This is a genomic window from Neobacillus sp. PS2-9 (assembly GCF_030915525.1).
Taxonomy (GTDB): domain Bacteria; phylum Bacillota; class Bacilli; order Bacillales; family Cytobacillaceae; genus Neobacillus.
Genome location: NZ_CP133269.1, coordinates 964,543 through 990,534, shown reverse-complemented (window position 1 = coordinate 990,534; position 25,992 = coordinate 964,543). Strand labels below are relative to the sequence as shown.

24 protein-coding genes are annotated in these 25,992 nt (G+C 43.1%); all 24 read right to left on the bottom strand.

The window, feature by feature from the left end:
* Positions 1–59 precede the first annotated feature (59 nt).
* Positions 60–686 carry a bifunctional phosphoribosyl-AMP cyclohydrolase/phosphoribosyl-ATP diphosphatase HisIE gene (gene hisIE, locus RCG25_RS04755; protein WP_308082541.1) on the bottom strand — a complete coding sequence of 209 codons (627 nt, stop codon included), beginning with the start codon at positions 684–686 and terminating at the stop codon, positions 60–62.
* A complete protein-coding gene (hisF, locus tag RCG25_RS04750) occupies positions 683–1,444 on the bottom strand; it encodes an imidazole glycerol phosphate synthase subunit HisF (RefSeq protein WP_308082540.1) in 762 nt (253 codons plus the stop codon). The genes hisIE and hisF overlap by 4 nt, the downstream gene beginning before the upstream one ends.
* Positions 1,445–1,488: 44 nt before the next feature.
* Complete coding sequence (gene hisA, locus RCG25_RS04745) at positions 1,489–2,214, bottom strand: 1-(5-phosphoribosyl)-5-[(5-phosphoribosylamino)methylideneamino]imidazole-4-carboxamide isomerase (protein WP_308082539.1); 726 nt, start codon at positions 2,212–2,214, stop codon at positions 1,489–1,491.
* Entirely contained in the window at positions 2,211–2,837 is a 627-nt protein-coding gene (gene hisH / locus RCG25_RS04740) for an imidazole glycerol phosphate synthase subunit HisH (protein WP_308082538.1), read from the bottom strand. The genes hisA and hisH overlap by 4 nt, the downstream gene beginning before the upstream one ends.
* 94 nt (positions 2,838–2,931) lie before the next feature.
* Complete coding sequence (gene hisB / locus RCG25_RS04735) at positions 2,932–3,519, bottom strand: imidazoleglycerol-phosphate dehydratase HisB (RefSeq protein WP_308082537.1); 588 nt, start codon at positions 3,517–3,519, stop codon at positions 2,932–2,934.
* Between the two features lie 109 nt (positions 3,520–3,628).
* The gene (gene hisD, locus RCG25_RS04730; protein ID WP_308082536.1) at positions 3,629–4,906 is read right to left on the bottom strand and encodes a histidinol dehydrogenase; all 1,278 of its coding nucleotides are present in this window, start codon (positions 4,904–4,906) and stop codon (positions 3,629–3,631) included.
* 1 nt (position 4,907) lies between these two features.
* Positions 4,908–5,546, bottom strand: coding sequence for an ATP phosphoribosyltransferase (gene hisG, locus RCG25_RS04725; protein ID WP_308082535.1), 639 nt, complete (start codon positions 5,544–5,546; stop codon positions 4,908–4,910).
* Entirely contained in the window at positions 5,539–6,711 is a 1,173-nt protein-coding gene (locus RCG25_RS04720) for an ATP phosphoribosyltransferase regulatory subunit (protein ID WP_308082534.1), read from the bottom strand. The genes hisG and RCG25_RS04720 overlap by 8 nt, the downstream gene beginning before the upstream one ends.
* 393 nt (positions 6,712–7,104) lie before the next feature.
* Positions 7,105–7,635 (bottom strand): acyltransferase, encoded by a 531-nt coding sequence (locus RCG25_RS04715; protein WP_308082533.1) that lies wholly within the window; start codon positions 7,633–7,635, stop codon positions 7,105–7,107.
* A gap of 5 nt (positions 7,636–7,640) precedes the next feature.
* Entirely contained in the window at positions 7,641–8,285 is a 645-nt protein-coding gene (ppaX, locus tag RCG25_RS04710; protein WP_308082532.1) for a pyrophosphatase PpaX, read from the bottom strand.
* Positions 8,278–9,222, bottom strand: coding sequence for a nucleoside recognition domain-containing protein (locus RCG25_RS04705; protein WP_308082531.1), 945 nt, complete (start codon positions 9,220–9,222; stop codon positions 8,278–8,280). The genes ppaX and RCG25_RS04705 overlap by 8 nt, the downstream gene beginning before the upstream one ends.
* Positions 9,223–9,258: 36 nt before the next feature.
* Positions 9,259–10,074: a prolipoprotein diacylglyceryl transferase gene (lgt, locus tag RCG25_RS04700; protein WP_308082530.1), complete on the bottom strand. Its 816-nt coding sequence runs from the start codon at positions 10,072–10,074 to the stop codon at positions 9,259–9,261.
* A 20-nt stretch (positions 10,075–10,094) separates the two neighbouring features.
* Positions 10,095–11,030 (bottom strand): HPr(Ser) kinase/phosphatase, encoded by a 936-nt coding sequence (gene hprK / locus RCG25_RS04695; RefSeq protein ID WP_308082529.1) that lies wholly within the window; start codon positions 11,028–11,030, stop codon positions 10,095–10,097.
* Positions 11,031–11,339: 309 nt separating this feature from the next.
* Entirely contained in the window at positions 11,340–11,708 is a 369-nt protein-coding gene (locus RCG25_RS04690) for a phage holin family protein (protein ID WP_308082528.1), read from the bottom strand.
* 17 nt (positions 11,709–11,725) lie between these two features.
* Positions 11,726–12,835 carry a DUF4097 family beta strand repeat-containing protein gene (locus RCG25_RS04685; RefSeq protein WP_308082527.1) on the bottom strand — a complete coding sequence of 370 codons (1,110 nt, stop codon included), beginning with the start codon at positions 12,833–12,835 and terminating at the stop codon, positions 11,726–11,728.
* 39 nt (positions 12,836–12,874) lie between these two features.
* Entirely contained in the window at positions 12,875–13,189 is a 315-nt protein-coding gene (locus tag RCG25_RS04680; RefSeq protein ID WP_374121034.1) for a magnetosome magnetite crystal formation protein family, read from the bottom strand.
* A gap of 50 nt (positions 13,190–13,239) precedes the next feature.
* Positions 13,240–14,145 (bottom strand): ABC transporter permease subunit, encoded by a 906-nt coding sequence (locus tag RCG25_RS04675; protein WP_308082525.1) that lies wholly within the window; start codon positions 14,143–14,145, stop codon positions 13,240–13,242.
* Positions 14,142–15,089: an ABC transporter permease subunit gene (locus tag RCG25_RS04670; protein WP_308082524.1), complete on the bottom strand. Its 948-nt coding sequence runs from the start codon at positions 15,087–15,089 to the stop codon at positions 14,142–14,144. The genes RCG25_RS04675 and RCG25_RS04670 overlap by 4 nt, the downstream gene beginning before the upstream one ends.
* 318 nt (positions 15,090–15,407) lie before the next feature.
* A complete protein-coding gene (gene uvrA / locus RCG25_RS04665) occupies positions 15,408–18,281 on the bottom strand; it encodes an excinuclease ABC subunit UvrA (RefSeq protein ID WP_308082523.1) in 2,874 nt (957 codons plus the stop codon).
* Between the two features lie 7 nt (positions 18,282–18,288).
* Complete coding sequence (gene uvrB, locus RCG25_RS04660) at positions 18,289–20,268, bottom strand: excinuclease ABC subunit UvrB (protein WP_308082522.1); 1,980 nt, start codon at positions 20,266–20,268, stop codon at positions 18,289–18,291.
* 419 nt (positions 20,269–20,687) lie between these two features.
* Positions 20,688–20,927 carry a DUF2198 family protein gene (locus RCG25_RS04655; protein ID WP_308082521.1) on the bottom strand — a complete coding sequence of 80 codons (240 nt, stop codon included), beginning with the start codon at positions 20,925–20,927 and terminating at the stop codon, positions 20,688–20,690.
* 88 nt (positions 20,928–21,015) lie between these two features.
* Positions 21,016–22,467, bottom strand: coding sequence for a sodium/pantothenate symporter (gene panF / locus RCG25_RS04650; RefSeq protein ID WP_308082520.1), 1,452 nt, complete (start codon positions 22,465–22,467; stop codon positions 21,016–21,018).
* Positions 22,464–22,748, bottom strand: coding sequence for a YhdT family protein (locus RCG25_RS04645; protein WP_308082519.1), 285 nt, complete (start codon positions 22,746–22,748; stop codon positions 22,464–22,466). The genes panF and RCG25_RS04645 overlap by 4 nt, the downstream gene beginning before the upstream one ends.
* A 143-nt stretch (positions 22,749–22,891) precedes the next feature.
* Positions 22,892–25,729: a hypothetical protein gene (locus RCG25_RS04640; RefSeq protein ID WP_308082518.1), complete on the bottom strand. Its 2,838-nt coding sequence runs from the start codon at positions 25,727–25,729 to the stop codon at positions 22,892–22,894.
* Positions 25,730–25,992: the final 263 nt, after the last annotated feature.

Below are 25,992 nucleotides of genomic sequence, written 5' to 3'. Positions count from 1 at the left end.
ATATGCATGCTTATAGAATCTATCTTCCCAATATCCTTAACGTAAGAAAACCAGCCCCATTAGGACCGGTCATTGTGTCTTTCTTCTAAGGTTCTTAGTACTTCTTTAAATGGAAGTCCTTGTTCCACCAATAAAACCTGCAGGTGATAGAGTAAATCTGCCGCCTCCCAGCGCAGTTCTTCTTGATCACGGTTTTTGGCAGCAATAATCACCTCAGCCGCTTCTTCCCCGACTTTTTTGAGAATCTTATCGACGCCTTTTTCAAAAAGGTATGTGGTATAGGCACCTTCCGGACGCTCCTGCTCCCGTTGACAAATGACCTGCTCGAGCCTCTGTAGGATGCCATAATCAGCCAATCCAGTCTTCCGGTCCGCTACCTCGTCCGTAAAACAGCTAACGGCCCCCGTATGACAAGCAGGCCCCTTCGGATTGATCAACACGAGGAGTGCATCCTGATCACAGTCATATTTGATGCTGACAACTGATTGCGTATTCCCACTTGTTGCCCCTTTATGCCATAACTCTTGGCGTGAGCGGCTGAAGAACCAGGTTTCACCCGTCTCAAGGGTCTTTCCAAGCGATTCCTTGTTCATATAAGCTAACGTTAAGACTTCCATCGTTTCTACATCCTGGATGATGGCAGGGACAAGACCCTTTTCATCAAAACGAATCTCTTCTATATTCATCGGACCACAACTCCTTTTTCCCGCAAATAGCTTTTCACTTCATGGACGGACGTTTCTTTATAGTGAAAAATCGACGCCGCTAAGGCCGCATCAGCTTTCCCGCTAACATAAGCTTCTTCAAAGTGTTCGGCATTTCCTGCCCCACCCGATGCAATAACAGGGATGGAAACAGCCTCACTGACCGCTTTTGTTAATGATAAGTCAAATCCACGCTTTTCCCCGTCACTATCCATGCTGGTTAATAAAATCTCACCAGCCCCACGCTCGGCAGCTTCCACAGCCCATTCGATTACTTTTTTCTCCGTAGGTGTTCGTCCACCATGTGTATACACACGCCACGTTCCGATTTCAGGGTCAAATTTCGCGTCGATTGCGACGACAATACATTGCGAGCCGAAGTATCCTGCTCCTTCCCCAATAAGTTCAGGATTCATAACGGCGGCCGTATTTAACGACACCTTATCCGCTCCAGCTCGAAGAATTCTCTTCATGTCCTCTAAAGCGTTGATACCACCGCCCACGGTAAACGGAATCGCCAGCTCTGTGGCGACTGCCTTTACAACCTCGACCATCGTTTTTCTGCCCTCAACGGATGCAGAAATGTCGAGAAAGACAAGCTCATCTGCACCTTGTTCATCGTAAAAGCGCGCCAATTCCACTGGGTCCCCCGCATCGCGAAGCTGCACGAATTGGACTCCTTTCACTACTCGTCCATCCTTCACGTCAAGGCATGGAATAATTCGTTTTGTTAATGTCATCACTTACACCATCCTTTTACGTGCCTGCCTGTTTCTTTTTTAAATTAAGCTTTGGCCGTGGCCAAGGCTTCCTTCAAGGTAAAACGATTTTCATAGAGGGCCTTTCCAACAATCGCCCCGCTAATACCTTTTTCAGAAGCTAACGCCTTCAAATCCTCGAGACTGCTTACTCCACCGGAAGCAATGACATTTTTTCCGGTTACTTCAGCCATCTGGCAAACCGCCTCAATATTTGGTCCAGAGAGCGTACCGTCTGTTGCAATGTCTGTAAAAATAAAGGTTTCCGCACCTGCATCTGCAAAACGTTTGCCAAGATCGATTGCACGAAGCTCCGAAGTATCCAGCCAGCCGTGTGTGGCCACATATCCGTTTTTAGCATCGATGCCAATCGCAATTTTCCCACCGTACTTTTTAATCATTTCCATCGCAAAATCCGGGTTAGAAACGGCAATACTCCCTATGATTACCCGATCCACGCCGTTTTCGAGATAATGCAGGATGTCTTCCTCCGAGCGAATGCCACCGCCAATTTGGACCTTCACGTTCAACTTTTGTGCGGTCTCAATGACAAATCGGTCGTTCACCCTCTTGCCATCCTTTGCGCCATCAAGGTCGACCATGTGAATCCACTCGGCTCCCTCAGCTGCAAAGCTTCTTGCCATATCAAAAGGGGAATTCCCGTAGATTGTTTCCTTATCATAATCCCCTTGAAGAAGACGGACGCAATTGCCACCCCGCATATCAATGGCAGGATAAATTGTGATACTCATCGAACGCCCTTCCTTTCTTCCACCATTTGTAAAAAATTATTTAAAAGGGCCATCCCAAGTTTGCTGCTTTTTTCAGGATGGAATTGCATTCCCATGATATTGTCCTTACCAACCACTGCCGAAACCTGTTCATGATAATCTGCTTTTGCGATTAACACTTCGGAATTTTGTGCGTCTACGAAATAGGAATGAACAAAATACACATATTCCTCTTCAAGATTTTTTATAAGTGGTGAATCGTTCACAAATTCAAGCTTGTTCCATCCCATGTGTGGAACTTTGTAGGATTCGCCTTCTGGTGTTTGGCCTGGGAAACGCTGTACACTTCCCGGTAGTAGTCCTAATCCTTCCGTGAGCCCGTTTTCTTCGCTGCTTTCAAAAAGCAACTGCATACCGAGACAGATGCCGAGAAGGGGTTTACCTGTTGCCGCATATTCCTTAATCGTGTTTACTTGGAGGCGTTCCATGGCATCTCGGAAGGAACCAACGCCGGGAATAATCAACCCATCTGCGTTAAATAATTCATTATGATCAGCCGAAATAAAATATTCGGCCCCTAGCCGTTCCAACGCCTTACTCACACTAAACAAATTTCCCATACCATAATCAATAATCCCAATCATCGTGCCCCTCCTTTCTAGGTGCATTTTTCACACCGTCCTCCTACGGTGGACAATGTCCACGAGTGGTGCCTGACACCCTTGTGGATAACTTTTTTTATAGCATCCCTTTTGTGGATGGGATGCCTTTGATGCGTGGGTCGATGGTGGTTGCTTCGTCGAGTGCCCGGCCCAATGCTTTGAAGACAGCTTCAATCATGTGGTGCGTGTTTTTTCCATAATGAACAATTACGTGGAGGTTCATTCTCGCCTCTAAGGCTAGTTTCCATAGAAATTCGTGGACAAGCTCTGTATCAAAGGTTCCAACTTTTTGCCCAGGGAACTCCGCACGCATTTCGAGATGCGGGCGATTACTGAGGTCAACAACCACTTGAGCCAAGGCTTCATCCATTGGAACAAAGGCATTACCGTAGCGCTTAATGCCTCGCTTATCTCCAAGGGCTTCTCTTAATGCTTGCCCTAAGCAAATGCCGATATCTTCTGTTGTGTGATGATCATCCACCTCTGTATCGCCGTTCGCATTTACGGTCAGATTGAATTGCCCGTGTTTTGTGAACAAATCAAGCATATGACTAAGGAATGGTACACCTGTCTCTAGATTAGACTGTCCTTCCCCATCTACAGCTAATGATAGTTGGATTTTTGTTTCATTCGTGTTCCGTTCAATACTTGCCACTCTTTCCATGAAGATAACCTCCTGTAATTCTAGCTTCAATTTTCTTATGTACTTTATTAGGGTTGTGGCGTTATGAAGGACATTTTCACCGTTCTATCAGGTCGTTTTGTCCTTCATCCTACTTTTTATCATTTTCCAAACGTATTTCCACGGCCCGGGCGTGTGCCTCTAGCCCTTCCATTCTTGCAAACTCGGCAATCTTCGCCGCATTATCAGTTAAAGCTTTCTTGCTATATACAATCACACTTGATTTCTTTTGAAAATCATCGACATTCAGCGGACTGGAGAAGCGCGCCGTACCATTCGTCGGCAGTACATGATTCGGTCCGGCAAAGTAATCACCAACCGGCTCTGAGCTATAACGCCCGATAAAAATCGCTCCCGCGTGACGAATTTTACCAAGAAGCTCCATCGCGTTCTCGGTCATAACCTCCAGATGCTCAGGCGCTAACTGATTAACCGTCTCAACGGCTTCATCCAAATCAGCGGCCACATAAATCGCACCATAATCCGCAATCGAACGGGCAGCAATTTCTTTTCGCGGCAGTAGAGCAAGCAGTTTCTCCACTTCTTCCACTACTTCTTCTGCTAAACTCATAGATGCTGTAACCAACACACTGCAGGCACGTGGATCGTGCTCTGCCTGTGATAACAGATCCGCGGCAATCTCGTCAGCTCGTGCCGTTTCATCTGCTAAAATAGCAATTTCACTTGGCCCAGCAATCATATCAATATCCACGTCTCCGAATACTTCGCGTTTAGCCAATGCTACAAAAATATTTCCAGGGCCAGTAATTTTATCAACGGAAGCAATCGACTCTGTCCCATAAGCTAAAGCCGCTATTGCTTGCGCTCCGCCCACTTTATATATCTCCTCGACACCTGCTTCCTTCGCTGCAACCAACACGGCTGGAGGCAAATTCCCCTCTGAATCCGGCGGTGAAACCATTACAATCCGCGTGACCCCTGCTACCTTCGCTGGAATCACGTTCATTAGTACCGAAGATGGATAGGCGGCTGTGCCACCTGGAACATATACCCCAACAGAATCGAGGGCGGTTATTTTTTGACCTAGAATCGTCCCATTCTCCTCTGTCGTCATCCATGATGGCCGAAGCTGTTTCTCATGGAAGGAACGAATATTTTCCGCCGCCTCTCGAACAATGGAAACAAAACCTTCATCGACCTTCTGATACGCTGTCTCAATTTCCCCCTCGGTTACGGAAAAAGAAGAAAGGTTCACTCGATCGAATTTCTCCGTATATTCTCTTAGCGCCTTATCACCTCTGGTCCGTATCTCTTGAATAATCCCCTTAACGATAGCCACCTGCTCAGTGGTCCCCGCTTCAATCGAACGCTTAATCGAAATCTGTTCCGACACTTTTAGTATTTTCATATTACAAAACCCCCTGTGACACCACTTCTGCCAGTCGGCTCACCAGCTCATCAATCCGCTTGTCGTAGATGCGGTAGCTGACAGGGTTCACAACTAGCCTTGAAGTCACATCTCCAATTCGTTCATATTCAACCAGCCCGTTTTCCTTTAAAGTCCTACCGGTTGATACAATATCTACAATCCGGTCGGATAATCCTATAATGGGTGCTAATTCAATAGATCCGTTTAACTTAATAATTTCGACTTGTTCCCCCTGCTCGCGGAAATAGGCTTCCGCAACATTCGGATATTTGGTTGCCACTCGTGGAGCGACATCATTCATTTTAGTGTTCGGCAGGCCGGCAACTGCCAAGTAGCAGTAGCTAATTTTAAGATCAAGGAGTTCATACACATCGCGCTCCTCCTCCAATAAAACATCCTTCCCGGCAATTCCCACATCAGCCACGCCGTGTTCTACATAAGTAGCCACGTCCATTGGCTTTGCTAAAATAAAGCGTAAGCCTTCCTCTTCTACATCAATAATTAATTTTCGGGAGTCATCAAATTCCGGTGGCAGATTATAGTTGGCCTTCCGCAGCAGTTCCACTGCCTCCTCAAATATACGTCCCTTTGGCATCGCAATTGTTAGTATGTTACTCATCACCGCGCCCTCCGATTAAATAGGTTGTCTCGGCAAACCTTTTTGTAAAAGCATCAAGATTATTGACACCAGTGATATCCTGTAGCACCGCTTTTTGCCCCTGCTCGTGCATCTTACGTGCTAACTGAAAGGCTTCCTTGCGCCGTTCCTGGCTGAAAAAAATGCAGTGAGTAGTATTTTCCAGAGGACCGCCACCGAGTGCTTCTAGAAGCATATCTACTCGAACAGCAAATCCAGTGGCACTTGCCTTTTTTCCAAACTTCTCTATTAAACTATAGCGTCCGCCATTCCCAATCGGAAAACCGACATTCCCGGCGTATGCCTCGAATAAAATGCCCGAATAATAGCTCATATGGCTGACGATAGTAAAATCAAACTTCACATAATCTTCGACGCCGTAATCTTTAATGACATCCCAAAGCTCTTTCAATTCGACAATGGCTTCTTTCCCCTTGTCGTTTTCAATAATATCAAGCGCCTGACCGATGACCTCTTCTCCGCCTCTTAATTGTAAAAGCTTTAAGAGACGTTGCTTATCAATGGAAGAGAGCTGTAAAGAGTTTACATGCTCGCGGTAACCGACATAATTTTTCTCAAATAAAAACTTACGTAAGGCATTCGCCCGGCCATTCGTTCCGAGAATTTGAACAAACAATTCCTGGGCAAAACCAACATGCCCAACGGACACTTGAAATTGTGGCAGTCCTGCTTTTTTCAAAGAAGAAATCAGTAAGGCAATGACCTCCCCATCGCAGGAAACGGTGTCCTCGTTCAAACATTCCACACCTATTTGTTCGAATTCAGCCGGTCGGCCGCCTTCACGCTGCTGGGCACGAAATACATTGGCAGAATAGGCTAATCTTACAGGAAGGTCTTCTTCTAACAGCTTGGATGCTGCCACCCGTGCGATGGGTGCGGTCATATCTGGACGAAGGACCAAGGTATGTCCCTCTTTATCCAACAATTTAAATAACTGTTGATCAGCAATGGCTGATGCTGCACCAACGGTTTCATAGTATTCAAGCGTAGGTGTTTCAATAAATTGATAGCCCCAAAGTTTCATCGTATCGGACATGTATGTACGTACACCGTCTTTTTTTTCATAAAGCTCTGGCAGTGTATCCCGCATCCCCAATGGCTTTTCAAACATAAACAAGCGACTCATCCGGCTCACCCTTTATTGTAAAATTGCAATTGCTTTAGTCTGCTAATGTGATAATGAATTAAAGTTATTAGTAGTTTACCTCTAGTCATACTGTTCGTCAATGAAAAAGTGTTCTACTTTCTGGAAAACAAGTACAGTTTGTGATTATTTTACCCCAGTTATTGGATTAATCCACCATGAAGCAAATTTATTCAGTGAACTAAGTACAACATTCCGCCGAATTTATCATTTATTCCGCCAATTCGGGACTGAATTCCGCGAACTTTCCTATTTATTCCGCCAACTTGTGGCGAGATTCCGCCACTTTTCCCATTTATTCCGCCAAACCTCTCATTCCCAGCTGAATTTTTTCCATAAAAAAAGCCCAGTCGTTAAACTAGGCTTACACATGTATTATTTTTGACCATAAATCGGATCATCGGCCCAGCGCTCGGCCAGCTCTTCCTTTGTATAAATGACCCGCATCGGGTTTCCGCCAACGAACGCACCAGCTGGAACATCTTTATGCACTAGTGTTGCCGCTGACACGATGGCTCCATCACCAATCGTAATCCCGGGCATAATCGTAGAGTTCGCACCAATCATGACCTCACTCCCAATCGTTACGGGACCCAGCCGGTATTCCTTAATTAAATACTCATGAGCCAGGATAGTCGTATTATAACCAATCACAGTGTTGCGCCCAACGCTGATTTTTTCTGGGAACATGACATCTAGCATCACCATGAGTGCAAAACTGGTTTGCTCACCCACCTTAACTCCTAGGAAGGTACGATACAGCCAATTTTTTATTCCCAGAAATGGCGTATAACGCGCCAACTGTATTACGATAAAGTTTCTGACTACCTTCCAAAATGGCACGGTCTTGTAGACATGCCATAAGGAGTTCGCACCTTCAACAGGATAGCGGGTCGTATTCCTCATGTTTCTCACTCTCCGAGAATCGTTAATAAATCCTTCATGTTCTCTAGCATATAATCTGGTTCATACTTCGCCACGTATTCTCTACCTTTAATGGACCATGCCACACCAGCTGTAGCCGTGCCCGCATTTTTCCCAGCCAAAATATCGTGGAAATTATCCCCCACCATGATTGATTCTTCAGGCGTCGAGCCCAACTGTTCAAGAGCCTTGAAAATCGGTTCTGGGTCAGGCTTCACTTTTTCTACATGATCATAGGCCACAATCACTTCAAAGTAGTCTTCTAGTTCCATCAACCGCAGCCCTTTAAGTGTCACATCATGACGTTTAGTAGTAACAATCCCCATCTTATACCCACGCTCTTTCAACGTTTGAACCGTTTCCTTTACACCAACGAATTCCTTTACAAGTTCATCATGATTGGCAATATTAAAGGCACGGTATTCTGAGACCATTTCTTCCACCCGGTCAGGGTCCATGTTGCCAAACACCTCATGCAATGTAGGTCCGAGGAACGGCAGAACATCCTCTCGCTGGTACTTGCTTGGATAATATTTTTCAAGGGTATGCAAATAAGTGGTGATAATTAATTCATTCGTATCAATTAGTGTTCCATCTAAATCAAAAAGAACGGTTGTAATTTTGTTAGTCATAGGTAGCTTCCTTTCTTTTCACTAGTCCCGAGCGCGTCCAAATGGTTCCAACTATTAGGGTTAACACAATGGCCACACCCAGTCTGATTAAGAATAACGGCCATACTGGAATACCGAGCGGAACAAAGATCAATGTATCTTCCACAACGGCATGGCAGGCCATGAGAAAAATAAAGGCTAGTGTGATATCCTTCTTGCTGACTCCATCCTCTTTCACCGCCTGGATCATCACACCTGCCCCATAGGCTAAACCGAATAATAGGCCGGCCGCCATCGTGGTTGAGGTATTTTCCTTCATACCAAGGGTTCTCGTGACTGGAGCCATTGTTTTTGAAAAGCGATTTAACCACTGTAAATCTTTTAATATCTGAATAACAACCATAAGCGGAATGACAATCATCGCTAATTGTAAAATACCGAGTCCTGCTTTTTGAACAGCCTCCAAAATAATTCCAGTTACCCCATCTGCGTGTACGGTATTTGACTCAATTAAACCATACTGTGCCTTCTCTCCGCCCCCATGCCAGACAAGATTGATGACTGCCGCTGAAAGAAGGGCGAGCCCTGGTCTTGTTACAAGAACCACCCACAGCTTTACCCCTGCTTTCATGGCCACACTAGATTCGATGAATAAATTATGTGAAAAAGATAGCATGACGGCTAAAATAAACACTTCTTTTACCGAGAAATCTAGCGTGAGTATCGCGCCAATCGCCGCATATAAGTTGAGAAAATTCCCTAGAACAAGCGGAATGGCGGCATCCCCGGACAAACCAATAAGCTTCATGAGCGGGGATACCAATTTTATGACCCAGGGCAGTACAGGTGTATACTGCAGCACTGCCACAATCAAGGTAACGGGGAATATAATTTTCCCTAAGGTCCATGTTGTCTTTAAGCCAACCAGCAGCCCCTTTTTTAATGAGCTTAATAGCATTCCCCTATACTCCTTTGCCAATTTAGTCTCTATAATTTAATTTGCTTGATCTAAATAATGCGTCTCTGCAAGTTTCTTCTTTCGGCGATAAATTAAAATAGCCAAGGACCCAACTACAAGAGCAATCGAAATCGTTTGCGCCATTCGGAGACTTCCAAGCATCAAACTGTCTGTTCGCATTCCCTCCACGAAAAAGCGGCCAATGGAATACCAAATTACATAGGAAAGGAAAAGCTCTCCACGACGGAAATTTACCCGACGAAGTAAAATTAATAGGAAGAAGCCAACAAAATCCCAAATGGATTCATATAAGAATGTTGGGTGGTAATATGTTCCATCGATATACATCTGATTAATAATAAACTCTGGTAAGTGCAGGTTCTCTAGGAATGCCCTGGTGACTTCTCCACCATGTGCTTCCTGGTTCATAAAGTTACCCCAGCGGCCAATTGCCTGTCCAAGAATAATACTTGGTGCAGCGATATCTGCAATTTTCCAAAAGGAGATCCCGCGCTTTTTCGAAAATACATAGGCTGTTATGACCGAACCAATCAGTGCACCGTGAATCGCGATACCGCCATTCCAAATCTGTGGGGCTTCAATCGGATGTTTAATATAATACTTCCATTCAAAAATAACATAATAAATGCGTGCCGAAATAATCGCAATCGGGATCGCCCAAAGCATTAAATCGGCAAATGTATCCTTCGGCAATCCTCGGCGATCCCCTTCTCTAATCGCAAGGAATAACGCTAATGCCAAACCGGAACCGATGATAATCCCGTACCAATGCACATCGATTGGTCCTAGTGAAAAGGCAATCGGATTTAGCGGTTGAATCGTTTCGTTCATCTCTCTCTCTCCTTTACCCTTTAAATATCTTCGTGTTCTCCGTCTTCAATCACATCTGATAAGCGATCTGTAAATTGCTGTGCTGCGTTTACACCCATTCTTTTTAGTCGGAAATTCATCGCTGCTACTTCGATGATTACAGCTAAGTTTCTTCCAGGACGGACAGGGACGGTCATCTTTGTCACTTCCGTATCAATAATCTTCATTTTCTCTTCATCTAAACCAAGGCGGTCATATTGCTTTTTCGCATCCCAGATTTCTAAATTCATGATGAGTGTAATTCGTTTGTTGCTACGTACTGCACCAGCACCGAATAAGGTCATAACATTGATAATTCCTAAGCCACGGATTTCTAATAGGTGTTCAATTAACTCTGGGGAGGTACCTACTAATGTATCCTGGTCTTCTTGGCGAATTTCGACGCAATCATCAGCAACAAGGCGATGGCCGCGCTTTACTAGCTCTAGCGCCGTTTCACTTTTACCTACGCCACTTTTACCGGTAATCAATACACCAATTCCATACACATCCACTAACACACCGTGGACGGCTGTGGTTGGAGCCAGCTTACTTTCTAAAAAGTTCGTTAAGCGGCTGGAGAAGCGGGTGGTTTTCATGCTTGTCCTTAAGACAGGCACTGATTCCCGTTCCGAGGCTTCAATTAATTCCACAGGAACTTCAATATCTCTAGTGACGATAATAGCTGGAGTGATATCCGTACATAACCTCTCCATTCTAGAAACTCGCTCACTCTCAGAAAGCTCTTCGAAAAAGGATAGCTCCGTTTTTCCTAAAAGTTGAATGCGCTCCGCTGGATAAAATTCAAAATACCCGGCAATTTCGATACCTGGACGCGATATATCACTCGTAGTAATGGGACGATTGATTCCCTCTTCACCACTGACCAATTCAAGCTGAAATTTCTTTACTATGTCTATCGTGCGTACTTTTGGCAAGTAGCTTCCTCCTCATTGAATGGCATTATTCATAAACGACAGTTCACAAATAATACAAAAAATTTCATTACCTCCTATTTTAGCATTTTTTGAAAAAGAACCAAAGAACAAAAAGCGGAAGCGCCTCGTTCAGCCCGACAGGCAAATGTTCTTCGGCGGAAAAGTCCGCCCTTTGACTATTTTTGCCGAAGGTTATTTGACCCGAGGGGCTAGGCGCTGGAGCTAGATTCAGACAACTAGTCTATTTATCCAAACTAGTACCTTCTTATAGTTTCCTCTACAATAAAAAAAGGGTGCAAAGTTGCACCCTCATTTATCCTTTGATTTCCTAGATGGATCTAAGATGGTTTTATGAATGATAATATTTACAAGAGACATCATAACGGCAAAGAATAGTGCCATACCGAAGCCTTGAATCTCAAATGCTTCACCCATTAGATAATCGGTTAATTCAAGTGTGATGGCATTGATCACAAACAAGAAAAGCCCCATCGAAAAGATGGTTACAGGTAATGTAAATAAAATTAAAAGCGGTCGCACCAGAACATTTAAGATGGATAATAAAATGCTCGCTTGAATGGCGGCCCAAAATCCTGTCAATTGAAAGCTTTCATGAAAATAGCCAGCAAGTGCCATGAACAAAACTGCATTAATTAAACATCCTATCAGCCATCTCATAATTTAAAATCTCCTACTTATTCTTCAAGTGATTTGTGGATCGTAATGGAACCTGTTTTTGTATCTGCATAGATTCTCATCATTTTATCAGGATGATTGACCGATTGAAAGCGAAGTGACTTTTGAATCATTTCCGTTTTTTCTTCGAGCACCTGAACGCCAACGAGGTTCACATGAAACCCACCTAAATTTGTTTTCAACTCACCATTAACAGGGATTCCCTCTGGAATAAAGACCTCTATGCCACCCGTGATCGCTTTTGCTTGAATCCATTCAGAACGATTTCCTCGTACCTTATAACTAATATTACCGTTAAAGGATTGCGTTTCAACCTTCTTAAAATCACCCTCTACCATAATTGCTCCATGTATGGTTTCTGCTTCAAGTTCATCGAGCACACTGCGGTTGACCTTAATTTTCCCATGGGCTGTTTCCAATTCCGCTTTCTTTCCGTTCAACTGATTCAGCGTTATTTTTCCATTAGCGGTCTTTACACGAAGGTCACCCACATTCATCTCTTCTCCTACTACCGTACCATTAAACATCCTAATTCGGATCCGATCATATTGAGCCTTTGGAACAAAAATGATTGCATCGACCTTCATCCATTTTTGCTGGGTCGTGAAACGTAACTTCTCATTCTCAATTGAAAAGTGTACATCACGAAGGAAGTTTTGACGTGCCTGGTCTTGGTTTTCCACACGATACACTTTGGCCTGACATTCAATTCGTACATCAGGTTGATCCCAAGCAGCGATTTTAACGGTGCCATTAGCCACATCAATATCTATATCCTTCATGGCGGCATCCCCATGCTGAAAAATATGAGAAATATCAACAGATTGGCCAAAGTTCAAATCAAAATCAAAGTCCTTGAGCTTTTTCAAAGCGGAATCAACAAAGTCAAAAATTTTATCCTTTGTGGATTGATACTTCGCTTGAAACGCTTCTTCCTTTTGTGCTTCCTCAAATTGAACAGCAGTCGACAGTTCATTCACCATTTGCTCCTGCTTCTGCTCCATCGTCTGCTGCGCTTTTTCTAATTCCTCAAGCAACGTTAAAGCTTCCTCCACCTTCAGCTTGCCTTCTTCCACCATTTTTAAAATTCTGATTCTTTCCTCTTTCATGGTTTCCACCTCAGCCTCATAATTTTTCCCTCTTAAAGCTTATTCAGCAAGTAATACCTTTACGCCTTTTACAATGTTCCAGATTGTGACAGCGATTCCGGTGATTGCAAGAGCGACTATGCTAATGATTGTAAAAATAGGAATCTCATTTTGGATGTTGACAGAATCATTCAGGACAGCAATCACAACAACCGGCATTAGAATGAGCGGGATTAGATGTGAGAATAACGATTTTTTAGCATGCGCTTTTGTTCCTTGATCACCGCTGGCAAAATACACCACAAGCGGAAAAATAAATCCAGCAAAAAAAATACTGAAATAACACAAGCTTGATAGAACCTTTCTAGTTTCCACTTCGTACATCACCTCTTACCTCTATGTACGAATGGAAAGGAAAAAAGTTTCTATAAATCTGATCGAAACGTCCGATATTTCCTTTCAAAAAACCTCTGCATGCCGTCCGCAAACATATTAAAGATAAAAATGGTGAGGGCAATGGCCCCGATAACAGAAAAGGGGATCCACTCGTATGTAAAAATATCCTTCGTAATGGTCGAGAACATTGTTGGCCAAGCGAGCGAGGTATTCACGACCTCATATGCGCCACTCTCCACCGTCATAAATTTATGCGTGACGTAGATATGGACAACGCCAAGCTGTGCGATCAGGAACAGCACCCTTCCCATATCGTTGATGATTAAGATAATGATATGGGGAATAACTGCGGGGAAATAATAGTTTTTAAACATCTTAAACGGCGAACCACCTGCGGCAATGCCGGCTTCAATATATGGCCTCCGCCTCGTCTCCTTCATATGTTGAAGAATGATTTCGGCGACACGACCGGTTTCCAGGACAGCCAGTATCACTATCACCCGAAACCCACGATCAGGGGCAAAAAAGATAAATGGCAAAGTCACGAAAAATGAAACAAAAAAGATCGGCGGCATAAAGGAGAAAAGCTGCTGCCAGGCCTGGAGAATTTTTTCAAGCCATTTCGAATAAAAGCCGCCAACAGCTAACGGAATTGCTAAAAGATAGCGAATGAGAACGACCATGATAACAATGCTCAATGTCTCTTTTGCTCCCATCACGAGAAGGCTTAATATATCGACCCCTTCATGGTTACTCCCAAGCGGATACCCTTCCATCGGAGGAAACGGCGGCAGATAGAATTTCCCCTCCTCTGTTTTTATGGCTCCATTTTGCTTTAACTTACTATCCACAAACGGTAGGGAAGGGCCGGCAAACACAATAATCAATAAAAATAGTAAAAAGATGCTGCTAATCCACAGCTTATAATTCCTCAATCCGATCCCCTCCTTTCTAACGGAGATACCATTCCTCTGGCGATTTCACTAAGAACCTTCGCTAGAAAAATAACAGCGGTAAATAGAATAATATATCCCGCTGCCGGATACAGCTGAATTTTTATATTCATTCCGACTCGGAAGAACTCTGGAGAGGTTACCGTTTCATAGAAAAAGATAGCAGCTCCCCGATAGTTTGTTAGAAACTCAACTATAAACAAGTTTGATAGAGTATAAAGCGTAATCGTATTGGTATGGCTTAATATTTTCACAAAGCAATTTTTTAGGACATGGCGATATAATACTTTAAAGGAAGAGGTCCCTTTGGAAAATGCTGTCCGTATGTAATCCATTCCCTGCTCGTCACGGATACTGAAATAAGTGATATTCGCTATGTAAAACAGCGGGTAAATGGCTAGAAAAAGAATATCTAATAAAACGACGCTAATCTGGTCACTCCCGTATACTACGATGTGTGGCAAGATTCCTGCTTCATAGCCTTCCATGATGAGAAGCTGTAGGGCAATGATTAAAAATAGATCCGGAACTGAGAGGAAGAATCTTGTCGTGCTTACTCCAAACAGTTTCCCTCGTTTGCTGCGTATTCGGAAATCGAAAATTCCTTTTGCGACTCCGAGGAAAAAACCAAGGAGTAGTGCCGGTATGACGATGAGCATGCTTTTTTGGAAGGTGCGCCAAATATTCGTAGTTAGGGAGTAGCCGTTATACACTGTGCCAAGTCCTTTGTTATCTTTTATGTATTGAAAAAATTCCTCGAATTGAACCATATGTTGCTCAAAGGAATAATTATATTCAGCGCCTGTATACATGCCCCCTGCTCCGGTTTGATAGGAGGTGGTACGCGGTAAGAATAAGAGACTTAAAAATAGAAATATTGTAATTAACCACAATATCGCCTGATAGACAATGGAACGAATAATCATTATTTCAACTCCTTTATTCCCATATATTACCAATGTCACAAAAGTGTTTCAATATTCTAACTAATCTACCTATAAGTAGACGTAAGAAAAGAGAAAAGGTGACTAGTTTTCAGAACTTTTATTAGGTGATGTGGGGGAATTCCGCCGGTTTCTGGAGTTATTCCGCCGGTTTGATCTGAGATTCCGCCAACTTTTGGAGTTATTTCCGCCAACTCTTGCCAGAATTCCGCCAATTTTCCAAGTTATTCCGCCAAACACAATTTTAGCCCATAAAAAAAAAGCCGAAACCTGTAACTGGTTTCAGCTGTTTTACTCATTTCAAGCTTCTACTGCACTTTTATCTTCAATTTGTTTTTTCATTCTTAAACGATCACGCTCGAGGATAGGCTTTAGATATTTGCCCGTATACGATTCAGGCACTTCTGCTACCTTTTCCGGTGTACCTGACGCAATAATAGTTCCACCCTTGTCACCGCCTTCAGGTCCTAAATCAATTAGAAAATCGGCAGCCTTAATGACATCGAGATTGTGTTCAATCACAAGGACTGTATCCCCATTTTCCACCAATCGCTGAAGTACAACGAGTAAACGTGAAATGTCATCCACATGAAGTCCCGTTGTCGGCTCATCTAGGATGTAAAACGACTTACCGGTCGAGCGGCGGTGTAGCTCTGAAGCAAGTTTCACCCGCTGGGCTTCACCACCGGAGAGTGTGGTTGCTGGCTGGCCAAGCGTAATATATCCAAGTCCAACATCCAATATCGTCTGCAGCTTGCGGCTGATTTTTGGAATGTTTTCGAAAAATTCAACTGCTGCTTCAACCGTCATATCAAGAATATCGGAAATATTTTTCCCTTTATACTTCACTTCCAGCGTCTCACGGTTATAACGCTTGCCGTGGCACACTTCGCAAGGAACATACACATCAGGTAAGAAGTGCATTTCAATTTTAATGATTCCATCCCCACGGCAGGCCTCACAGCGACCGCCCTTCACGTTAAAGCTGAAGCGGCCTTTTTTATATCCACGGACCTTTGCTTCGTTCGTAGCGGCAAATACATCACGCACGTCATCGAAGACACCTGTGTAGGTTGCCGGGTTGGAGCGCGGTGTTCTGCCAATTGGCGACTGGTCAATATCAATTACTTTTTCTAAATAATCAATTCCTTTGATGCTCTTATGCTCGCCTGGCTTCGTTTTTGCACGATGAAGCTTTTGTGCCAGTGACTTATGAAGAATTTCATTAATTAGCGTACTTTTTCCGGAACCTGATACACCAGTAATAGCGATAAACATACCAAGTGGAATTTTTACATTGACATTTTTCAAGTTATTTTCAGATGCGCCTTTTATTTCGATGTAACGCCCATCTGGCTTACGGCGTTCTAATGGCAAAGGAATAAATTTCTTACCCGATAAATACTGACCTGTTAACGAATTCGGGTCCGCCATGACTTCTTCCGGTGTACCGGCCGCAACTACCTGCCCGCCATGCACGCCAGCACCTGGGCCGATATCAATTAAATAATCGGCAGCTATCATTGTATCCTCATCATGCTCAACAACAATGAGGGTATTGCCAATGTCCCGCATCTGCTGCAGCGTTCCGATTAAACGGTCATTATCACGCTGATGAAGTCCAATCGACGGTTCATCTAGAATATATAATACGCCCGTTAAACGTGAACCGATTTGCGTCGCTAAGCGAATTCGCTGCGCCTCACCACCGGAAAGCGTACCAGCCGTTCGGCTGAGCGTTAAATAATCGAGACCGACGTTGATTAAGAAGCCGAGGCGCTCACTGATTTCGCGAAAAATGAGTTTCGCTATTTGCATCTCTTTCTCCGTCAGTTTCAATTCAGAAAAAAATTGATGCGCTTCTTCAATCGAAAGGTCGGTTACTTGGGCAATATGATGACCATTAATTAGGACAGCAAGAGTTTCCTTTTTCAAGCGGTAGCCTTTACAGGTTGGACATGGCTGCTGAGCCATATATTTTTCCATTTGTTCACGGATATAATCAGAGCTTGTCTCCTTGAAACGACGCTCAACGTTCCGGATGACCCCTTCAAATTCGATATTTCCTTCACGGATTTGGCCAAAATCATTTTCATAGCGGAAATAGATTTTATCACGGCCGGATCCATATAATACTTTTTCTAATAAATGCTCTGGAATATCCTTCACGGGGGTGTTCATATCCACCCCGAAGTGATCACAGACTGCCTCAAGCAGCTGTGGGTAATACTGCGAGCTTGTCGGCTCCCATGGGGCAATTGCATGCTGCTTTAACGTCAGATCCTTGTTAGGAATGACTAAGTCCACATCTACTTCGAGTTTGGAACCAAGTCCATCACATTCTGGGCAAGCACCAAATGGGCTGTTAAAGGAAAACATCCTTGGCTCCAGTTCACCTATGGAAAAACCACAAAGCGGACAGGCATGATTTTCACTAAATAACAGTTCTTCCTCACCAATCACATCGACAATAACTTTTCCTTCACCGAGCTTTAACGCTGTTTCAAGTGAATCGGCAATTCGAGCAGAAATGCCCTCCTTGATCACGATTCGATCGACCACCACTTCAATCGAGTGCTTTTTGTTTTTTTCTAATTCAATCTCATCTCCGAGATCGAGCATTTCACCGTCCACACGGACCCGAACAAAGCCTTGCTTTTTAATATCCTCTAGGACCTTTACATGCGTTCCTTTTCTCCCAGAAACAACCGGTGCAAGGATTTGCATCTTTGTCCGTTCCGGATACTCGAGGATCCGATCGACCATCTGTTCAATTGTTTGAGACGAAATCTCTATATGATGAATCGGACAGGTTGGGTGTCCCACCCTTGCAAACAATAATCGTAAATAATCATAAATCTCTGTCACGGTCCCGACTGTTGAGCGCGGGTTCCGGCTTGTTGTCTTTTGATCGATAGAAATGGCAGGGGATAAACCTTCAATCGCATCGACATCTGGCTTATCCATCTGACCTAAAAATTGACGGGCATAAGCAGACAGGGATTCTACATACCGGCGCTGCCCTTCTGCATAAATCGTATCAAATGCGAGCGAGGACTTCCCTGAACCGGAAAGCCCCGTCAACACTACAAGCTTATCTCTCGGAATGGTGACATCAATATTTTTTAAATTGTGGGCTCTGGCGCCTTTAACAACCAGTTTCTCCATCGCCATGTATACGTCATCCTTCCGCTTTAAGTTCCAATAATAGGTCACGAAGCTCGGCAGCACGTTCGAAGTTTAATGCCTTTGCTTCTGCCTTCATCTCTTTTTCCATCGTAGCAATCAGCTTTTCTCTTTCCTTCTTGTTCATCTTGCTGAAGGATGCGGCTGGTGCGTACTCTTCTTGCTCCTCGGCCGCATGTGTCGCACGTATGACATCACGGATTGCTTTTTGAATAGTCTTTGGCGTTATTCCGTGCTTTTCGTTATATTCTTCTTGGGTGGCACGGCGCCGCCTTGTTTCGCTAATCGCCAGCTCCATCGAATTCGTCATGCGATCAGCGTACATAATGACATGTCCATTGGCATTCCGTGCTGCCCGGCCAATCGTCTGAATGAGTGAGCGCTCGGAGCGGAGGAAGCCTTCTTTGTCTGCATCAAGAATGGTTATGAGTGACACCTCAGGAATATCTAAACCTTCACGGAGCAGGTTGATTCCAATAAGAACGTCATATTTCCCCATTCGCAGTTCACGGATGATTTCAATTCGTTCTAGCGTTTTCACTTCTGAATGTAAATATTGAACTTTAATCCCGATTTCTTTTAGATAATCGGTTAAATCCTCTGACATTTTCTTCGTCAAAGTAGTGACAAGGACACGTTCATTTTTCTTCACACGTTCGTGAATTTCACCGATTAAATCATCAATTTGTCCCTCAATCGGTCGGATCTCAATCGTTGGATCTAAGAGTCCCGTCGGGCGGATGATTTGCTGAACCATGTCCGGCGTATGCTCCAATTCATATGGTCCAGGAGTCGCCGAAACAAAGATGGCGTTGTGAACATGCTTTTCAAATTCATCAAAGGTTAACGGCCGGTTATCAAGAGCCGATGGTAGACGGAAACCATGGTCCACGAGGACTTGTTTCCTTGCTTTGTCACCATTAAACATACCCCTGATTTGTGGCAGGGTAACATGGGATTCATCGATAATCATGAGAAAGTCTTCTGGAAAATAATCCAGCAGTGTATACGGCGTCGATCCTGCCGGCCTTAAGGTAAGGTGGCGTGAATAATTTTCAATGCCTGAACAAAAACCCATTTCTCGCATCATTTCTAAATCATAGCGGGTCCGCTGTTCAATTCGCTGGGCTTCAAGTAACTTATTGTCCGCTCGCAGCTCCTCAAGGCGTTCCTCCAGTTCTTTTTCGATATTCTGAATGGCAACGCGCATTTTCTCTTCTCGTGTAACGAAGTGGGAGGCTGGAAAAATGGCGATATGCTCGCGTTCACCAATAATTTCACCTGTGAGCGCATCCACTTCACGAATCCGGTCGATTTCATCACCGAAAAATTCTACGCGCACACAATGCTCATCACGTGAAACGGGGAAAATTTCGACCACGTCTCCACGAACCCGAAAGGTACCGCGTTTAAAATCAATATCATTTCGTTCATATTGGATATCGACTAAGCGATGGAGCAGGTGATTGCGCTCGATTTCCATACCACTTCTAAGCGATAGGACCATCTCACGGTATTCTTCCGGAGAACCGAGACCATAGATACAAGAGACACTGGCGATGATGATGACATCTTTCCGTTCAAAAAGAGAAGAAGTGGCCGAGTGGCGCAATTTATCAATTTCATCGTTGATGCTAGCATCTTTTTCAATGAAGGTATCGGTTTGCGGCACATACGCTTCCGGTTGATAGTAATCATAGTAGCTGACAAAATACTCTACCGCGTTGTTCGGGAAAAATTCCTTAAACTCGCTGTACAGCTGTCCTGCCAATGTTTTGTTGTGGGCAATGACAAGGGTTGGTTTATTAACCTCTTTAATCACATTTGAAACGGTGAACGTCTTTCCTGTTCCTGTTGCCCCAAGGAGTGTTTGATGACGCTTATTATTTCGAATGCCCTCGACTAACTGGCGAATCGCTTCCGGCTGATCCCCCTGTGGAGAGTACGCTGAGACTAATTCAAATTGGTCTTTCACACGATTTCCTCCCGTACAAATAAATCACTTTTCAGCTAAAAATCTAGTTATTGATCGGGATGGTGCTGGAAAGTGTATCCTCTAAAATTTCATATTAACATTCTACCACAATACCCCAAAAACAAACCAACAATATGCGAACTAGTATTCGTTTTTTTATTTTTTCATTTAATATAATGGCTGAGTTAAAGAACAGTGCTGATTTTTACACCCTGTTGATTGGAGCGGAAGGCACGAAGACTCCTGTGGGAGTATGGTTCAGGGGAGACCACGCAGGCGCTAGCGCCGAGGAGGCCCGCCGAAACACCCACGGAAAGCGAAGTGCCTGGAGCGGAAATCAACAGGCAAGTTTAACAGAGCCAATATAATAAAAAGCCTGCCAGTTTTCCTGACAGACTTTCGGAGATTAATTCAGATTACTAGGTCTTCTTCACTGCTCTTGGCTTCATTTTAGCCGCCAGCCAGAAACCAGCGGTTAATGAGAAAGCATCAATGACAATTAACACGAAGGTATTCGTATACCCTTTATATACAGAGGCTGCAATCAGTGCAACCGTTAATACAAGGCCGATCAGTCGATTGTAAGTAACCCGTGTAAAAAGCAGGACTAGTAACCCTGGCAAAATAAGTGCCGACAAGTATTCAATAACATTTACCAATGGGTACACCTCATTCAATAAATTTCTGTTAATTAATTCTAGAAATTTATTAACAAAATTGCAACAAAAATATTAAATTCAGCGGACCTTATGATTCATGCTTCATTTGAAGAACTGCTTCTTTTTGACTTGTCATCAAGCTTACTAGTACAAAACAAAGAAATGAAAGTAAAATCGGCATAACCACTGTATGAAGGCCAAATGCATTTGGATGAAAACGGTCTAATAATATATAAGACCCCATTCCCACAATCATAGATGTTATCGCTCCATACTTATTCCCCTTACTCCAATACAACCCTAAAACTACAGGCCAAATAAAGACAGATTCAAGACCGCCAAACGAGAATAAATTCAGCCAGACAATTAAATCAGGTGGACTTAAAGCAAGCAGGATAACAAGAATCCCAATCACCGCCGTGACACTGAAGCTGACCTTTTTTACATGGTCGTCTCCTGCGTGTGGCTTGATATAATTTAAATAAACATCCTTTACTAATGCAGAGCTTACAAGAATTAATAAGGCATCTACCGTGGACATAATCGCTGCCATAGGAGCTGCAAGGACAATTCCGGCAACATACGGTGGCAAGACCTTCATCGACAACAACGGCATGACGGTATCACCAATTTTTACATTTGGTAGAACAGGACGGGCAAACACCCCAATCAGGTGCATGCCAAGCATGATAAAGCCGACTACAATAGTACCAATTATAATTGCACTGTGCATGGCCTTAGAATTTTTATAAGACATCGCACGCACCGTAATTTGTGGTAATCCAACTACACCGACCCCTACTAAAATCCAAAAAGATGAAACATACGCCGGAGTCAGATTATGCTGCGCACCAAATGGGCTGATCAGGTTTGGGTTCTCTACTGCTAAATCAGAAATAATTTTAGGGATTCCACCACCAGCCTTAATGGTTGCGATCAGCAGAATCAATGTCCCCATAAACATCACAACGCCTTGGACAGTATCCGTTAATGCAACTGCTCGAAATCCGCCAACAATCACGAATACAAGGACAGAGAAGGCAAAAATCAATAATGCAGTGGTATAGGAAAGGCCTGTTAAACTTTCTACCAGCCTGGCTCCACCAATCCACTGGGCTGTCATTGAGGAAAAAAGAAAAATAATAATACTTGCTGCAGAAAGTAACACGACTGTTTTGCTTTTATACCGTTCCTTCAGGAAGTCTATTAATGTGATAGCTTTATACTGCCGAGCGACAATAGCAAATTTCTTTCCTAGTACCATTAAGGTAAAATAACCGGTTGCCAGTTGAGCCATCGCAAGCAGGACCCAGCCTAACCCCTGTGTATAGGCAATTCCGGGGCCACCGATAAAGCTGCTGGCACTTCCGTAGGTAGCAACCATCGTCATGGCTAGAATAAAGCCGCCCATTTGGCGTTCCCCTAAAAAGTACTCCTCTAGGAATGAATTCGTTTTAATGACTCGTTTGTTTGACCAAAGGCCAATCGCAAAAATAATTAATAAGAAGATAATCAACGGTGTGATAACGGGCCAGTTCACTTTCTCTCCCCCTCTTCCACTTCAAAGGGTACATCTTTGAATAAAAATTTGATGGTCAAAACAACTAGTATGACCATAACAATAAAGCCAACAATACAACTGTAAAAGAACCATGCAGGCAGTCCAAATATGTATGAGTAGTTGTTAACATTACCGGAGCCAAGGCCATAGCCAAAGCCATACCACCAGATAAAATTGATGAGAACAAGGATGACACCTATCCATGCTTCTCTATGCGCGATCCTAAATCGATTGTCCTCTGGATTGACTATCTTTTTCAACAGTACTCCCCCTCTGATATTTTCATATTATGTTTCACTAATATTGAACATTTTACCAAACATAGTGGATAAATAAAGAAAAAAAGAAAAAACCATATGAGCATAGGTCCAAAAGGCCATGCTCATATGGTTTTTCTTATACACTATTTTATCATTGCACCTGTTGGGCCAAGCTTGTAGCCCCCCATTTTGGTGTTGTAGGCCATGGCACCGCTGCTGTAAAAATAGTACCAGCTTTTGCCGACGAGAACCCACCCCATTTTCATTGCACCGCTGCCAGCCAAATAATACCAAGTTCCGCCTTGTTTCAACCAACCTGTTTTCATCGCACCGTTGCCATCAAGGTAGTACCAGGTTGTGCCTTGCTTTAACCAGCCAGTCTTCATCGCACCACTATTCGCAAAGAAATACCAGACATTTTTAACCTTTTTCCATCCCGTCTGCATTTCGCCATCAGCATTGAAGTAGTACCAAATTCCCGAAACCTGTTTCCAGCCTGTCACATAATCACCGATCGCCGGATCATAGTAATACCATTTTCCATCATACTGCTTCCAATTGGATGCTGTTTTGAACTTGATGATAATGTCATTAGCTAAATTTTGGCCTTGAGGTCCTGTTAACGCCTCTTTTTTTATCGTTAAAGTGTAGGTTGTACTGCCTTTCAGCACATCAGGTATAACAATTAAGGTATCATCAGATGTCTCATTGTATGTTTCAACATAACCTTCTGGTCCTTTTATTGTTATTAGGGATTCGTCAGCAAGCTCAACATTCAAATCAAAATGAAAACCTAACAAACTATCTAGTGGCACATTTGTAACACCATCATAAAAGTTATCATGAAAATCAAAATCTTCAATATCATCGTTCCAAATAAGGGTCGCAGCCTCAAGCCATCCTACTGGTGAGGCTGGTGGAGGCGTCACCGGATCTGTCGGTGTACCCGGATCTGTCGGAGTGCTCGGTGGTGTATCCACTGTACCCACTGTTTTAGCATCAATACTAACAATAGAATACTTTCCGTCACTGCTGGTAGTGACAGCAATCAATTGCCCATTCTGAAAATGAAGCTTTTGAACCGTAAGATCCTGCTTAATCGTGTATAAATACTTATTTGTATTATATTGATACACATCGATTCCGCCATCAACTCTAGCAGCAAACGTTAGTTGGTCCTGTAAGCTAAACTCATAATCATTATATTTTCTGCCTAATTGGAAGGAATAAGTCATGTCCCCTGATTGGTATATCGCCAAATCAAACACAATACCACTATTATTGTACATGCTCGCGCCATCTGGTGTGATTTTTGCAAAAGGATCAAGAGGATAGTCCCCATGATAAGGAGAATCATAGTGCTTCTTTATTGTTCCGTTATCTACTTCAAAAGCATCCACATCTCTTGGGCTTGTATCCGTTGAAATAGAATAAATCTTTGATGCTTCAGGATTAGCATATAGATAAGACCATGCACGCATATTGGCAATATAAGTGTTAGGTACTTCCCCACCTGTTGTCAGAGAGTAAACCTTCATGTTTTCCCACTGGTCAGAACCAGGAGCAATATAAATATAGCCATTTTTATCAATCGCAATATCATACGGATCTGCATCAACATCAATGACTCTCGTTAATGCGAAGGTTTTTGTATCTACTTCCGCAATCGCTCCAATGAGTGTGGAAGCAACATATTGATGAGTCATTTTATGTTGTGTGACATACAGCTTATTATTATATAACTCCAGCCTCTCTGCTGGGTATGGAAGGGCTAAGGATTTAATCTCACCGGTTGACACATTGGCTGAATAGATTGTTTTGCTGCCCAATTTTGTCATATAAACAATAGGCCTATTCGGGTCAATGGCTGTATCATTTGGCTTAAATCCAAGGTTAGTAAGAGTTCCCGCTGGGTCAGGGACACCAGGAGTAGTGGGAACACCTGAAGATGGCGGCGTATCCGCATTCATTGTCTCAATAAAATAATTCCCGTTGCTATCTTTATTAATCGTGACTAAAACACCGTTCTGGATATGAAGCTTTTGAACATTTAAATCTTTTCTTAATGAGTAGAGGTACGTTTTTGTATCATATTGATATACGTCGATTCCACTAGTTGTGCTCGCTGCAAAGGTCAGACCAAGCGGCATGCTAAACTCGTAATCATTATATTTTTTCCCAAAAGAAAAACGGTAAGTCATATCCCCAGATTGATAGGTAGCAAGCTCAAAGACCGTACCACCAGTATTGTAAATATACTGACCATCTGGAGAAAATTTCGCAGATACATCTAGTGGATAATCACCATGATAAGGAGAATCATAATGATTTTGAATCGTACCATTCACTACTTCAAAAGCCTCAATATCTCGTGGACTAAGAGAAGTATCAATGCCATAGACTTTTGATGTTTCTGCATTGTAAAAGATATTGGTTTTTTCATAGATGTTTGTACCTGGATATTTTACCGTTTGGACCACTTCTTTTTTATCTTTCATGGAGTATACTTTTAAGTTGTCCCACTGACCGGAACCAGGTGAAATATATACAAACCCTTGATTATCAGCAGCGATATCATATGGATCTTGGTTAATGTCCAAAACACTGCTGAGCGTAAAAGTGGCAGAGTCCACTTCAGCAATGGCGCCAGAGAATGGCCCGTCATTATAAGAATCATGACTCATTTTTAGCTGAGTAACATAAAGCTTATTATTATTGAAGTCTAATCTTTCAGCTGGATATGGTAGATTAAGAGTCTTAATTTCCCCAGTGGAAAAATTCACTGCATATATCGTCTTGCTTCCCAATTTTGTAGCATAAATTACTGGTTTATTTGGGTCTATAGCTGTGTCATTCGGTTTGAAAGGCAAACTAATAGGACCACTTATCCCCTCAGCTTTAACCGACTTTCCGGTAATAAAAGGGCCCACACTAGCAAACAACAGAACAAAGATAAATAAGGACCGTATAAACGCTTTCAAAAACAACATTCCTCCTACTAAATTACAATATTTAGAATATCATATCATGCTAATTTCCTATTTACCATTACCATTTTTATGACATTTATCTATTGGCATAAGGGGACGGATAAAAATAAAAAATCTATAAAGAGTGTTAAAGAATTTGTTTAGGTAATTTTTGTACGAAGGTTAGTAGTAAACTCATACCATCGTGAGTTTCCTTCGCTGATAAGGATCGAATTAACTGGAATGGAAACAGCTTTCAGGAGGTGAAGGCTTTA